This is a genomic window from Xanthobacter sp. 126 (genome assembly GCF_000526175.1).
Classification (GTDB): Bacteria; Pseudomonadota; Alphaproteobacteria; order Rhizobiales; family Xanthobacteraceae; genus Xanthobacter; species Xanthobacter aminoxidans.
Window position 1 is genome coordinate 2035974 of record NZ_JAFO01000001.1, and the last position, 14014, is coordinate 2049987.

13 protein-coding genes are annotated in these 14014 nt (G+C 67.3%); 3 read left to right on the forward strand and 10 right to left on the reverse strand.

Annotation, left to right across the window (positions count from 1 at the left end):
- Position 1: 1 nt before the first annotated feature.
- The 10 genes from XAN126_RS0109700 to XAN126_RS0109745 form a co-directional block, all read right to left on the reverse strand.
- Positions 2-1627 carry a gamma-glutamyltransferase family protein gene (locus tag XAN126_RS0109700; protein ID WP_024278396.1) on the reverse strand — a complete coding sequence of 542 codons (1626 nt, stop codon included), beginning with the start codon at positions 1625-1627 and terminating at the stop codon, positions 2-4.
- A gap of 25 nt (positions 1628-1652) precedes the next feature.
- Complete coding sequence (locus XAN126_RS0109705) at positions 1653-2735, reverse strand: PLP-dependent cysteine synthase family protein (RefSeq protein ID WP_029876984.1); 1083 nt, start codon at positions 2733-2735, stop codon at positions 1653-1655.
- Entirely contained in the window at positions 2732-4273 is a 1542-nt protein-coding gene (locus tag XAN126_RS0109710) for a class I adenylate-forming enzyme family protein (protein WP_024278398.1), read from the reverse strand. The genes XAN126_RS0109705 and XAN126_RS0109710 overlap by 4 nt, the downstream gene beginning before the upstream one ends.
- Positions 4270-5052, reverse strand: a complete 783-nt coding sequence (locus XAN126_RS0109715) for a VOC family protein (RefSeq protein WP_024278399.1) — start codon at positions 5050-5052, stop codon at positions 4270-4272. The genes XAN126_RS0109710 and XAN126_RS0109715 overlap by 4 nt, the downstream gene beginning before the upstream one ends.
- 10 nt (positions 5053-5062) lie before the next feature.
- Positions 5063-5482 (reverse strand): PaaI family thioesterase, encoded by a 420-nt coding sequence (locus XAN126_RS0109720; RefSeq protein ID WP_024278400.1) that lies wholly within the window; start codon positions 5480-5482, stop codon positions 5063-5065.
- An 11-nt stretch (positions 5483-5493) separates the two neighbouring features.
- Complete coding sequence (locus tag XAN126_RS0109725) at positions 5494-6510, reverse strand: zinc-binding dehydrogenase (RefSeq protein WP_024278401.1); 1017 nt, start codon at positions 6508-6510, stop codon at positions 5494-5496.
- Between the two features lie 63 nt (positions 6511-6573).
- A complete protein-coding gene (locus tag XAN126_RS0109730) occupies positions 6574-7551 on the reverse strand; it encodes an ABC transporter substrate-binding protein (protein WP_024278402.1) in 978 nt (325 codons plus the stop codon).
- Positions 7552-7600: 49 nt separating this feature from the next.
- Positions 7601-8392, reverse strand: a complete 792-nt coding sequence (locus XAN126_RS0109735) for an ABC transporter permease (RefSeq protein WP_197024021.1) — start codon at positions 8390-8392, stop codon at positions 7601-7603.
- Between the two features lie 56 nt (positions 8393-8448).
- Positions 8449-9195, reverse strand: a complete 747-nt coding sequence (locus XAN126_RS0109740) for an ABC transporter ATP-binding protein (protein WP_024278404.1) — start codon at positions 9193-9195, stop codon at positions 8449-8451.
- Positions 9192-9962, reverse strand: coding sequence for a GntR family transcriptional regulator (locus tag XAN126_RS0109745; RefSeq protein WP_024278405.1), 771 nt, complete (start codon positions 9960-9962; stop codon positions 9192-9194). Before XAN126_RS0109745 ends, XAN126_RS0109740 begins: the two co-directional genes overlap by 4 nt.
- Positions 9963-10308: 346 nt before the next feature.
- Here XAN126_RS0109745 and XAN126_RS28685 point away from each other — a divergent pair, with 346 nt between their 5' ends.
- The 3 genes from XAN126_RS28685 (at position 10309) to XAN126_RS27045 (ending at position 14006) form a co-directional block, all read left to right on the forward strand.
- Entirely contained in the window at positions 10309-10812 is a 504-nt protein-coding gene (locus tag XAN126_RS28685) for a MarR family winged helix-turn-helix transcriptional regulator (RefSeq protein WP_245272237.1), read from the forward strand.
- A 435-nt stretch (positions 10813-11247) separates the two neighbouring features.
- Entirely contained in the window at positions 11248-12852 is a 1605-nt protein-coding gene (locus XAN126_RS0109755; protein ID WP_024278407.1) for a UbiD family decarboxylase, read from the forward strand.
- 182 nt (positions 12853-13034) lie between these two features.
- Positions 13035-14006 carry an ABC transporter substrate-binding protein gene (locus XAN126_RS27045; RefSeq protein WP_024278408.1) on the forward strand — a complete coding sequence of 324 codons (972 nt, stop codon included), beginning with the start codon at positions 13035-13037 and terminating at the stop codon, positions 14004-14006.
- Positions 14007-14014: the final 8 nt, after the last annotated feature.

Consider the following 14014-nt stretch of genomic DNA (forward strand, 5'->3'; position numbering starts at 1 on the left):
CTCAGCTCACCGCCGCCTGTCCATCCCGGCGCGGGTCGCTCGCGGCCGCATAGCCTTCCACCGCCGGATCGCCCATGCGCCAGATGAACTGGCCGGCACCGAAATCCTGATAGGTGTCGTTGAGCACGGCCACCTCGTGGCCCAGCGCCGCGAGGCCGTCCAGCAGCTCCGGCGTGTTGCCCGGCTCCAGGTTGATGGACAGGCCCTCGTCGAAGCGCCAGCGCGGGGCGTCGCAGGCGGCCTGCGGGTTCTGGGCGAAATCGAGCATGCGCACCAGCGTCTGCACATGGCCCTGCGGCTGCATGTTGCCGCCCATGACGCCGAAGCTCATCACCGGCTGGCCGTCCTTGGTGAGGAAGCCGGGAATGATGGTGTGGAAGGGCCGCTTGCGCGGCGCCACCACGTTGGCGCGCTCCGGGTTCAGGCCGAAGCCGAAGCCACGGTTCTGCAGCGACACGCCCCAGTCCGGCAGCACCACGCCGGAGCCGAAGCCCTGATAATTGCTCTGGATGAAGCTCACCATCATGCCCGAGGCGTCCGCCGCCGTGAGGTAGATGGTGCCGCCGCGCACCGGATTGCCCGGCGCGAAGGGCTGCGCCCGGCGCGGGTCGATGAGGCGGGCGCGGCCGGCGATATAATCCTTGTCCAGCATGTCCGCCGGGCTGATCTCCATGGCCCTGGGGTCGGCCACGTAGCGATACACGTCGGCGAAGGCGAGCTTGATGGCCTCGATCTGGAGATGCTGCGCCTCCACGCTGTCCGCCGACAGGCCCGAAAGATCGAAATGGGAGAGGATGCCCAGCGCCATCAGCGCGGTGATGCCCTGTCCGTTGGGCGGGATCTCGTGCACCGTGTAGCCACGATAATCCTGCGCGACGGGCGTCACCCATTCCGGGGCATAGGCGGCCATGTCGGCGGCGGTGAGGGCGCCGCCATTGGCCTTGGCATTCGCCTCCAGCGCATCGGCGATCTCGCCGCGATAGAAGGCCTCGCCCTTGGTCTCGCCGATCAGCCGCAGCGCGCGGGCGGCGCCGGGCATGGTCACGTGCTCGCCCACGAAGGGGGCGCGGCCCTTGGGCAGAAACACGTCCTTGAAGCCGGGCTGAGAGGTGAGCTGGGGCAGGGTCGCGGCGGCGGCCCATTTGTGCTGCACGTTGGTGGAGACGAGGAAGCCGCGCTCGGCGATGGCGATGGCCGGTTCCATGAGGTCCGCGAACGGCAGCTTGCCGAAGCGCTCCGAGAGCGCCACCCAGCTCGCCACGGCGCCGGGCACGGTCACCGCGTCCCAGCCGCGCTGGGGCAGGGTCTTGGCGTCGGCGCCGTACTTGGCGCGGAAGTAGTCGGGCGTCCATGCGGCGGGCGAGAAGCCCGAGGCGTTGAGGCCGTGCAGGCCCTTGCCGTCCCACAGGATGCAGAAGGCGTCCGAGCCGAGGCCGTTGCTGCACGGCTCGACGATGGCCATGACGGCGGCGGCGGCGATGGCGGCGTCCACCGCATTGCCGCCCCGCGCAATCATGGACAGTCCCGCCTGCGCCGCGCGCGGATGGGAGGTGGAGACCACATTGTTGCCGAACACGGGCAGGCGCCGCGAGGGATAGCCGGCGGACCAATCGAACGACGCAGTCATGGTGCAGTCCCGCAAGAAGAGAAGCTCAGCGTTCAGGGCCGAACACGGCATCGAGCCGCGCGATATGGGGCTTAAGGTCGATGCCATGCTCGGCGAGCCAGGCATCGTCATACAGGGTGGAGCGGTAGCGCGCGCCGGAATCGCACAGGAGGGTCACGATGGACCCGCCTTTCCCCTCCGCCGCCATCTCCTCGATGAGGTCCACGCAGGCGGAGATGTTGGTGCCGGTGGAGCCGCCGCAGGCCCGGCCGATCACGGCGCTGATCCGCCGGGCGGCGGCGATGCTCGCCGCGTCGGAAATCACCGCCATGCGGTCCACCACCGAGGGGATGAAGGAGGGCTCCACCACCGTGCGGCCGATGCCCTCGATGACGCTCTTGCAGGCATCCACCTGCATCACCGAGCGGTCGGCATAGTGGCGGTGGAAGACGGAGGCTTCCGGGTCGGCCACGCAGAGCCGGGTCGGGAATTTCCGGTAGCGGATGAAGCGGCCGATGGTCGCCGCCGTGCCGCCGGTGCCGGCGCTGCACACCACCCAATCGGGAATCGGGTGTGGCTCGAACGCCATCTGCGAGAAGATGCTCTCGGCGATGTTGTTGTTGCCGCGCCAGTCGGTGGCGCGCTCGGCGAAAGTGAACTGGTCCATGTAATGGCCGTCCAGCTCCTCGGCGAGGCGACGGGCTTCTTCCGACGTGTTCCAGCCGTCGATGAGGTGGGGCTCGCCGCCCTCGAAGGCGATGGCTTCGACCTTTTCCGCCGAGGTCCGCCGGGGCATCACCGCGATGAAGCGCAGGCCCAGCAGCCGGGCGAAATAGGCTTCCGAAATGGCGGTGGAGCCGGAGGAGGATTCGATGATGGTCGTGTCCGGGCCGATCCAGCCGTTGCACAGGGCATAGAGGAAGAGCGAGCGCGCCAGCCGGTGCTTGAGGCTGCCGGTGGGGTGGCTCGATTCGTCCTTCAGATAGAGCGTGATGCCCGGCACGCGCGGTAGCGGGATGCGGATGAGGTGGGTGTCGGCCGAGCGGTTGATGTCCGCCTCGATGCGCGCGATGGCCTCGGCCACCCACGCCTGATCCGGGACGGCGCGGGGCGGGGCGATGACGTTCATGCCGGGCTCCCTGCGGGGCTCATCTCGGCCGCGCTCACATCGGCGATCGCGCGCCGCTTCAGCGCGCTGCGGTCGATCTTGTTGGTGGTTGCCAGCGGCATCTGGTCGAGAAACCAGACCCGGCGCGGATGCTGGTAGGCGGGGGCGTTGGCGAGCATGAACTGCTTCAAGGCCTCCTCGCCGATGTCGGCGCCCGCGCGGCGCACCACGAAGGCCACGGGCTTCTCGCCCTTGATGTCGTCGGGCACCGGCACGACGCAGGATTGAAGCACCTGCGGGTGCTTGTCGAGCACCGCCTCCACCTCGCCGGGGAAGATGTTCTCGCCGCCGCAGACGAACATGTCGTCGGTCCGGCCGAGGAAATAATAGAAGCCATCCGCATCGCGCCGGAACACGTCGCCGGTGCGGTAGAAGCCATCCGCCGTGAGGGGCGAGCGCACGTCGGGGCGGTTGTGATAGCCGAGCATCACGGCCGGGCTCTTCATTTCCAGTTCCCCGGTCTCCGGCGCCTCCGGCCCCACGAGGCGCACGGCGACTTGCGGGTGGGGATAGCCCACCGAGCCCATGGGCACGGGCCGCCCGTTCGGATGGCCGGAGAACACGATGGGGCCGCCCTCCGTGGTGCCGTAGGCATTGATGATGGCGGCGTTGGGCAGAAGCTGGCGGATCTGCTGGGCCAGCGAATCCGTCACCGGCGCCGAGCCCATGCGCAGCATGCGCACGCCAGAGAGGTCGGCCTTCGCCAGCGCTGCCTTCTCCCGCAGCATCATGGCGATCATGGGCGGCACGGCGGTGAGGAAGGTGCAGCCGTGGCTGGCGATGGCCTCGATATAGGGCACCGCGCGGAACTGGGGCAGCAGCACCGCCGTGCTGCCGGAGGCGCAGGTGAGCAGGGCCAGCGCCAGCGCGTTCATGTGGTAGAGCGGCGCGGCAATCAGCATGCGCTCGCGGGAGAGGTCGGTCTCGCTGCGGCGGGTGTCCGCCACCCACCGGTGCGCGGCGTGGGAGAGCAGCACGCCCTTCGGTCGCCCGGTGGAACCGGAGGTGTAGAGGCTGAGCGCCGGCTCGTCGGGCGCGGGCACCACGGGCTCGAACGGGCCCGGATCAAGGAGGGCGGAAAGCGTGCCCGGCCCGGTGCCGTCGAAATCCACGAAGGCGACGCCTTCGGGCGGTTCGGGGGGTAGGAGGGCGCGGCGCTCACCATCGTGGACGACGAGGCGCGCGCCGCAATCGGCGATCACGTCGGCGATGGTCGCGGCCGGGAACTTGAAGTTCACCGGCACCGGCACGATGCCGGCGCGCATGGCCCCCATCACCACCGCCACATAGTCCGGGCGGTTGGCCGCGAGGATGGCGATGCGGTCGCCGCGCACGAGCCCCTGGCGGAGAAGGCCGCGGGCCACGGCGTCGGCGAGGGCGTCGAAGGCGGCGCGGGTGAGCACGGTGGTGCCGCCGTCGAAATCGAGGCCGATGAACAGGGGATGGTCCGGCGCATGGGTGCGGCAGACGAAATCCCCGAGGTTCGCGGGCAAGCTCATCGGCTGCTCCTGCAGGTCAGGTTCAGGTCAAAGGCGGGCAGGCTGAGCAGGCCCGCATCGGGGGAAAGGGGCTGCCAGCCGGCATCGTCGCGCTGGCCGGCGCGGGCCGCGATGTCGTCGAGGCTGGCGAAGCGCAGCGTCGCGGTGCGGAAGGCGGCTGTCTCGCCCGGCACCACCAGCACGTCGGCATCGTCCAGCGGCACGCGCCAGCCGTCGGCGTGGGGCGTTGCGGTGCTGTCGAAGGCCCTGGCGAGGCGGCGGGCCTCGGCGTCCGGGTCGGGCGAGGCGATGGTGAAGCCGTCGATGGCGAGGAAGCCGTTGGGATGGGTCATCCACTCGGGCCGCCAGACCAGCTCCGGCGTCAGGTGCTCGCAGAAATAGACGCGCCCGGCCGGGAAGGTCTCCGGCGGGACGCGCACGGTGCGGAAGCGGGCATCGTGCTGCGCACCGTCCACCTCCACCGGCCGCGAGAAGGCCACCGGCCCCGCCGGGGCGAAGCCGGCGGCGGCGAGCCGGTCGCGGGTCGCGTCGGCATCGAAGGTCCGCAGCACGAGGCCGTTGAGGCCGAACGGGCTGTCCAGCACCTCCTGGCGCTGGCGGCCGGTGTCCGGCACCCCCACCAGCTCCAGATAGGCGCCGGGCGTCATCATGAGATGATTGATGGACCCGAGCGAATGGGTCCCCCGCGGCGTGAGCGTGAAGCCCAGCGCCGCAAAGAGGTCCGCGGCCGCGTCCATGGACTTGAGGGTGTTGATCACCACATGGTCGAGCGCGGCCACGGGCGCCTCCTCAGGCCTTGGGCGGGATCATGTAGACCCCGCGCCCGGAGGCCAGCAGCTTGCCGTCCTCGTCCAGGATCTGCGCCTCGGAGACGCAGAGCTGGCCGCCGAACTTGATGACCTTGCCCACGCAGATGAGGTCGTGCTGCATGGCCGCGCGGTGGTAGTCCACCCGCAGGTCCACGGTGGGCACGCCGCGGCCGGTCTTGGACACCAGCGCCCAGTCGGCGGTGAGATCCACCAGCGTGGCGAGGATGCCGCCATGGGCGTAGCCCTTGTCGGCGTTCACCACCCATTCCGGGCGCCACTTGGCGCGCAGGCGGATGGTGCCCTCGCCCACGTCCTCGACGGTGAGGCCGAGCCACTGGTGGAAGGGGCCCTTCAGCAGAAGGGCCTGGACCTGTTCCTTGGTCAGGGGAGCGTCAGACATGGTGCGGCCTCTCAGGGGGTGACGACGATCTTGCCCATGACCTCACGGTCGCGGATCATGCGCAGGCCCTCGGCGGCCTCTTCGAGCGGCAGAACCTTGTCCACCACCGGCTTCAGCTCGCCCTTCTGGATCATGTCCATGAGGGCGGAGAGGTTCTCATGGTAGAAGCTGTTGGAGCCGATGATCTTCAGCTCGAAGCTCCAGATGTAGCGAAGATCTTCCTTCGGATCGTGACCGGCGGTGGCGCCGCAGACCAGGATGGTGCCGCCGCGCTTCACGCAGCGCAGCGAGGGCACCCAGGTGTCGCCGCCGGTGAAGTTCACCACCACGTCCACGCCGCCCTCATAGGTGCGGCGCTGGGGTTTGCCATACTTCTCGACCGCCCACTTGGAGAAGTCCGTGGTGCGGTAGTTGACGACATGGTCGGCGCCCAGTTCCTTGAGGCGGGCCATCTTGTCGTCGGAGCCGGCGCAGGCGATCACCTCGCAGCCCATCTGCTTGGCGAGCATCACGCAGCCCGTGCCCACGCCGCCCGAAGCGCCGAGGATGAGCACCTTGTCGCCGGCCTTCACCGTGTTGTGGGTGACGAGCATGCGGTGCGCCGTGCCGTAGGCCACCGGCAGGGAGGCGGCGTCGGTGAAGCTCACGCCGTCGGGCATCTTGATGAGCTGGCCGGCGGTGACGGCGCAGTATTCCGCCATGCCGCCGTCCATCATCTCGCCCATCAGCCCCACCTTGGGGTTGAGCGGGTTCACCAGCACCCGGTCGCCCACCGACCAGCCGGTGACGCCCTCGCCCAGCTCCACGATCTCGCCGGCCATGTCGAGGCCGATGATGACGGGCAGAGGCACCTTGATGCCGGGCATGCCCTTCACCGTGAACACGTCGTGATAGTTGAAGGACGACGCACCGACGCGGATCACCACCTCGCCCGGCTTCGCGCTGGGGACGGGATAGTCGTTGACGACCACGAGATCGCTCACGTCGCCATGTTGCTTCAGCAGCAGGGCCTTCATCGTTTTTGTCATTTCTCTTTCTCTCTGCTTGGAACGTTTCTTGGGGACGTCGTGGCGGCTTTTGCGCCAGGGCGACTACTTGATGGCCTTGGATGCTTCGTAGGGAGAAGGATTCAGGGCCGCGTCGGGCAGGTCGCCCTTTACTGCGCCGACGCTCTTGAAGACTTCGAACTCGGCCTTCATCGAGGCGATGTCGGCGGGCTCCATGGAGACGGTGTAGATGCCGTCCCACAGGGCGGCGTAGGCCTTGGCGTCGTCCTCGGGGATGTTGCCGGCAGCCATGAGGGCCTTGGCGACGGCGGCCTTGTCCGCCTTGCCGGCCTCGAAGGCGTTGCGCATGCCGGCGATGACCTTGGCGGCGGCCTCGGGGTTCGCCTTCATCCACTCGTTGCGCATGAGGCCGACGCCGAGCACGGGCGCGGCCGGCTTGCCGGTGATCTTCGCCCACTCGGCGCGGAAGGTGGACAGCTTGCGCAGCTTCACGTCCGGCAGGAGGGCGATGGTGACGGTGCGCAAGGCGGCGGCGTCGATGTTCTTCTGCACCAGGAACTGCGCGAGGCGCGGATCGGCGCCCGGCACGGCCTCGAAATCTGAGGCGGTCATGCCGTAATTCTTGATGAGGATGGCCGAGCTGATGGCCGCGGTGGCGCTGCCAGACGGCGACATGCCGATCTTCTTGCCCTTCAGCTCCTCCATCTTGGTGATGGGGGAATCCGCCATCACCACGAAGTCGAGGTCAGCCACCTGGGTGGCGAGCACGATGCTCATGGGCAGGCCGTCGGCGGCCACCGAGAAGGCGCTGCCGGCGCTGGCACCGATGGCGAAGTCGATGGCGCTGGCCGCCATGGCCTTGGTGGGCGCGTTCACATCCGGAAACTTCACGAACTCGGCTTCGAGCCCCTGCTTTTCCATGAACTTGCCGGCTTCCAGAAAGGAGCCGAAGCCGAGGCTGACGCCGGAGCTCCAGTATCCGATCCGCACTTTCGCGGCCTCGGCGGGAAGAGATGACAGGCCGATTGCGACTGCCGCGGCCAGTAGAGCAAGACGCTTCATATCGAATCCCCGTAACGGAAGGTTGTAATGTTTCTTGTCTTTATGGATGTCAGGCCGGGCGCGGCTTGCGCCAGGCGAAGAGATGGGTTTCGAGGGGCTTCAGCAGCACCGCCTCGATGAAGATCATCAGGATGACGAGGGTGAGGGTCCAGGCGAACACCTGGTCCGTCTGCACGAGGTCTGCCGCCTGCCGCAGCCGATAGCCGATGCCGCTCGACGCGCCGAGGGCCTCCGCCACGATGGAGACGCGGGCCCCGAAGCCGAAGGCGAGGCGGGCGCCGGCGAAGAACTGGGGCAGGATGGTGGGCAGGTAGATCTTCAGAAGAACCTGCAGCCGCGACATGCGGAACGTCTGCGCCAGCTCGATGAAATCGCGGTTCACCGTGCTCGTGCCCTGCCAGACATTGGTGAGGATGAGCGGCATCGCGGTCATGAACACCACGAAGATGGTCGACCAGTTGGAGAGGCCGAACCAGATGAGCGCGAAGATCGCCCAGATGGACGAGGACACCGTGTTGATGACCACCAGCAGGGGCTGGAAGAAGTCGCCCAGCGTGCGGCTCGCCCCGAGCAGCAGGCCCAGCACCACGCCCACCACAGTGGCGAAGATGAACCCCATGGCGATGCGGTAGAAGGTGATGCCGAAATCCGCCCAGAAGTCGGGCGTGACCACGAGCTGCGTCCACACCCCGAACACCCGGCGCGGGCTCGGCAAGATGAAGGCCGGCGCCCCGAGAGAGCCGATCCCCCAGATGCCGACCACGATGATGATGAGCAGCAGCCTGAGGCCGATGAGGCGCAGCCGGCGGTCCTGGGTCATCTGGAGGGTGGAGCGCTTCATCTGGCTCGGCTTCTGCGAAGGAGGACGGACGCGGCGGAACGCGGCAGGGAACGTATTCACAGGCTGAGGCGCAGCAGGCGCACCTCCTCGGCGACCTCGGGCGAGAGCGGATTGCGCGGGTAGGGCAGGTCGATCTCGCGGGTTTCCTTCACCCGTCCGGGCCGCGGCATCAGCACCACGATCTTGTTGGCGAGGACCACCGCCTCCTCCACGTCGTGGGTGACGAACAGCACCGACATCTGCCGGAGGGCGGCGATGCGCAGCACCTCGTCGTGCATCTGCGTGCGGATGGAGGGATCAAGCTTGGAGAAGGGCTCGTCCATGAGCAGGATCGACGGCTCGGTGACGAGGCTGCGGCCCAACGCGGCGCGCGAGCGCATGCCGCCGGACAGCTCGTGGGGGAAGGAGTCGGCGAACTTTTCGAGCCCCACCAGCTCCAGCACCTGCATCACGCGATTGCGCCGCTCGGCGCGGGCCATGCCGGCGGCCTCGAGGCCAAGGGCGATGTTCTGGGCGGTGGTGCGCCAGGGGAACAGACGGTCCTCCTGGAACATGTAGGTCATGGTGCGCCAATCCTTGAAGGCGCTGGATTTCTGGCCGTTGAGATAGACCGTGCCCTGATCCGGCGGGATGAGACCGGCGACGATGTTGAGCAAGGTGCTCTTGCCGCAGCCCGAGGCGCCGACGAGGGCGACGATGGAGCGCTCCGGCACGTCGAGATCGATGTTGCGCAGCACTTCGAGCTGCTCGCCGTCGCGGCGCATGAAGCTCTTGCCGACGCTTTCCAGCTGAACGACGCTCACCGTTCCCTCCCGCTCAGGCTGGAGAGCGGGGAGACCGGAACCACCGCGGCGGAGTCGCTCAGCGAGGCGATGACCTTCTCCATGGTCATCTCGCGGAACGTCTCTACATGCCGCCGTGCCACCTCGGCGGCGGCCGCCGCATCGCCGGCCGACAGATATTCGATGAGCAGCACGTGATCGTTGGCGATGTTGGGGCGCACGCCCTGCACGCCGAAGCCGAGCGCCACGAGGCGCGTCATCTCGTCGAGGAGACCGGAAAGCGTGCGGCACAGGCGCTGGTTTCCAGCGGCTTCGGCAATGGCCATGTGGAAGCTGCGGTTGGCTTCGAGAAAGAAGTCGATCTGGTTGCCCACGTCGGTGGGCAGCTTCACCCGGCAGGCCTGCTCCAGGCGCTCCAGATGGGCGCGGTTGACCCGCCCGGCGGCGCCGCGCGCGGCCAGCGGCTCCAGCACGAGGCGGAGCGCGAAGACCTCTTCCACATCCTTCACGGTGATGGGCGTGACGCGGTAGCCGTGGCGCGGCATGGAGGCGACGAAGCCATCCTGGATGAGCCGCTGGAGGGCGATGCGGCAGCTGGCCTTGCCGATTTCCAGCCGCTCCATCAGTTCCGCCTCGGTGAAGCGGGTGCCCGGCAGGATGCGGCAGGAGACGATCTCGCGCCGGAGCAGGTCGTAGGCCTGCCGGCCTTTCAGGGTCGCGCTCGGAATTTCGAGGACATGCCCCGTTTCCGATCCCCGGTCGCTGTCGCGCTCCTCGGTCACGCTCATCACCTCTCGGCTGACTGGTGAGAAGCCTACAGAACCACCCAGCTGGGGAGAAGGCTAAATAGATAGCACGCTATGAAAAAATTTATCAATATAAATCAATGTAGTAATGCGCATCTGTCGCAAAAGCGGGCGGTTTTGGTGGGAGGCTCACAGGGGGCTGCCCAAGAAAGGGCCAGTCCCGGCCCCGGCGGTTGGCTCCGGAGGGGGCGTGAGCGTGGGGCCTTGGAAACCTGGCGTCTCTCCCTCTAAAACCGAAAAGGGGTCCGCGGCCCGGAGGGCTGCGGAAGAAGGTGCGCGGCGCTCGACGCCCGCCCGGACGGGTTTGCAGGCGAGCGGAGGGGTGGTGATGGCGGCCAAGGGCAAGCATCAGGCGCAGGAGATGGCGGCGCCGGAGGGCTTCGAGGTCGCCCCGCTGCATCGGATGACGCTCGGCTATCTCATCAGCCTGCTGGCGCGGCTCCTCGCCCAGTCCCTGAAGGTGCGCAACGGGCCGGATGGAATCCTCCCCGGCCAGTATCCCATCGCCGTGGAACTGCTCGCCGAGGACGGCATGAGCCAGCGCGATTTGTGCGAGGTGGTGCGCATCGAGCAGGCCACCATGGCCAACACCCTGAAGCGCATGGAGCGCGACGGCCTCATCACCCGCCGCCAGAGCGCCGAGGATGGCCGGCTCGCCACCATCCATCTCACCGAGGCGGGCGTGCGGCTCGCCCGCGATGCCGTCCGCAACGCCGCCGAAGTCAACAGCGTGGCGCTGGAAGGGCTCGATCCGGCGGCGCAGAAGGCTCTGCGAGACATGCTGATCGATCTCACGGAGCGGCTGGAGGCCGATATCCAGCAGCGCGACTAAGGCTCTGCCTAAAATTAGCGCATGACCATTCTGTAGACTTGCATACCAAGCTATGTATTATGTCTTCCGTGGTCGCTGGGCTCCGGCGTGTCCGCACCAACGTGACAGTGTGTTGATTGTGTAGAGCACAGCACCTCTTGAGCCCATTCGGCATCGGAAGGTGAACGGCTCGCCATGGGCGGCGTTTCCGAGGGGTTCCGTATCATGAGTGATGCGATAACTGCCGTGGGGTTAGAGTTCAGCAGCTCGAATTGGCTGCGAGTGCCCTGAACAACTGAAAATAAGCTTGGAATTTCTGTCGCGGCGTCCGGCGGTCGTGTGGCCGATGTTGGCGATGGCGGCGTGAAAAAGTCCATCAAATCGGGAGGGCGCGGCGTCATGCCGTGCCTGTTCAGTGGCGTGGCCACGGTACGTGGCGCGCGTGGAGCGTGACAGATGCGGCACGATACCGAGACGTTTCGCGAGTTTCTGGGCCGGCTTCGCGATCAGGGCGAATTGATCGACCTGCATCAGCCGATCGACATCCGCCACATCGCCACGCTCGTGGACCAGTCCGACAAGGCGTTGTTCTTCCATAACGTCATCGGCTACGACGTGCCCGTCGTCTCCGGCATCATCCGCTCGCAGAAGCGGGCCATCATGTCGCTCGGCTGCACCGCCTATCCCGAAATCGAGATGAAGCTGAGGGCGGCCATCGACCGGCCGGTCAACCCCAACATCGTCAACACGTCGCCCACGCAGGAAGTGGTGATGGAGGGCGATGCGGTCGATCTCTACAAGCTGCCCATCCCCATGAGCTCGATCTATGACGGCGGTCCGATGATCACCGCCGGGGTGGTGATCGCGCGCGATCCGGAATTCGGGCTCAACGCGGGCATCTACCGCTTCATCGTCAAGGAAAAGAACCTCACGGGCATCGACATCGTCACGCCCAACAACATGCGCCTGTTCGCGCAGCGGGCCTACGAGGCGGGCCGGCCGTGCCCCATCTCCATCTCCATCGGCACCCACCCCTACGAGATCATGGGCTCGGGCTTCCGCGCGCCCCTCGGCGTGGACGAGATGGCCATTTCCGGCGGCCTGCGCGGCGGCCCGGTGGACCTTGCGCCGTGCCGCACCATCGACGTGCCCTACATCGCCGACGCCGAGATCGTGCTGGAGGCGGAGATCCTGCCCCACGGCTGGATCTATCCGGAAGGCCGCTTCGGCGAGTTCACCCGCCTCATGGGCGGGCTGCACTGGAACCCCATCGTGCGCATCAAGTCCGTCTCCATGCGCAAGGATGCGGTCTATTACGCGCTCCACATGCCGTGGGAGAACACCTGGCTCGCCGCGCCCACCCGCTACGCCCTCATCCGGCAGGCGCTGAAGACGGCCGGCGTGCAGGTGAAGGACATCAACGTCACCCTCGGCGGCTGCGCCTTCTGGCACGCCGTCATCTCCATCAAGAAGCAGCCGGGGGAGGGCAAGAACGCTCTTCTCGCCGCCCTCTCGGTGATGGACCTGAAGCATGTGGTGGTGGTGGATGACGACATCGACGTCTTCAATCCCATGGACGTGGAATGGGCCATCGCCACCCGCGTGCAGGGTGACAAGGACATCATGATCGTCACCGGCGCGCGCGGAAAGCCGCTGGACCCGAGCCTGCCGCCGACGCCGCCCGGCGTGGTGCCCACCACCGCCAAGGTCGGCATCGATGCCACCATTTCCGAAGGCATCCCGAAGGAGCGCTACGAGCGCATCGCCTATGCCTATGCGGACACGGCGAAGATCGGCGACTACGTCTCCGGCAAGGCCGACCAGCCCGGCGCCCCGGCGAGCGAGGAAGATGTCGCGGCGCTGGCCGAGAAGATCGCGCAGATGATCGGCGAGGCGCCGCGCTATTACACGGATATCGCGGAAGCGTTCAGCGACTACAACTTCGCCGTGATCGCCCGCGCCCTCGGCCATCTCCACGCCACCGAACGCCTGTGGCAGGACGCGAAGGGCGCCATGTGCCTGCGCGGCTCGCGCTTTGCCGCCAAGCCGCCGGGCGCGTGAGCCGGGCGGCCGAGACGATGGGCATGGTGGCTGCGGGGACACCACGCCCCTCGTTTTCAAATCAGAAAAGACCAGCTTTCCGGCAAGTCCGGCCCGAAGAAAAATCATCGCCCGGAAAATAGAAACGGCGAGAGCGTTTGAGGTTGGTGAAGCATTCTTCCACTCTTCCAGAGGGTGAACACATGCGTCGCAGGTTCCAGTCTCTTCTTTTCGCGGCGGCGCTTCTGCCGCTGGCCGGCCTGTCGTCCATGGCCGCCTCCGCCGAGACGCTTCTCAAGATCGGCGTCGCCCAGCTCTCGGCCGGCGGCCTGCCCGTCCTCGTGGCGGACCAGAAGGGCTTCTTCGCCGAAGAGGGCCTCAAATATGAGCGCCTCGACTTCAAGGGCGGCGGGCCGGTGGCGCAGGCGCTCGCCTCCGGCAGCATCGATCTGTGCATCTGCGCCGCCGACCATGCGGTCCATCTCCAGGATCGCGGGCTCGGCGGAAAGGTGCTGGTGGCGCTGGCCGAGCAGCACAGCTACGCGCTGATCGGCAAGGCGGATTCCACCGCCAAGAGCATCGCCGACCTCAAGGGCGAGAAGATCGGCATCACCACGGCCGGCAGCCTCACCGACACCACCGTGCGCTACGCCATCCGCAAGGCGGGCCTCGACCCGGACAAGGACTTCGTCCTGCTCTCGGTGGGCCGCGCGGGCGCGCAGAAGGCCGCGCTCCAAGCGGGCGCCATCGCCGGCGGCATGTTCTCGACGCCCGATATCCAGATCGTCATGGCCGAGAAGGGCGCCTACCGGATCATCGAGGATTTCCGCAAGCTGCCCTATCCGGCACAGGATCTCATCGCCACCGATACCTGGCTGAAGGCGCACCCGGAAGACGCGCGCAAGGTGGCGCGGGCCGTGGTGAAGGCGCTGCGCCTCATCCAGCAGGACAAGACGGTGCTCTATCCCGCCATCAAGTCCCTGTTCCCCGAGATGAAGGACGACGCCATGGTCGCCCAGCTCGCCGATGACCTGGCCGCCGGCTATCTCTCCAAGGACGGCGTCATGTCGCCGGAGAGCTTCAACTTCCTCATGGCGATGATGACGATCGCCGAGCCGAAGCTGAAGCCGATGCCCTACGCCGACATCGTGGCCCTCTCCTATCTGCCCAAATGAGGCGACGC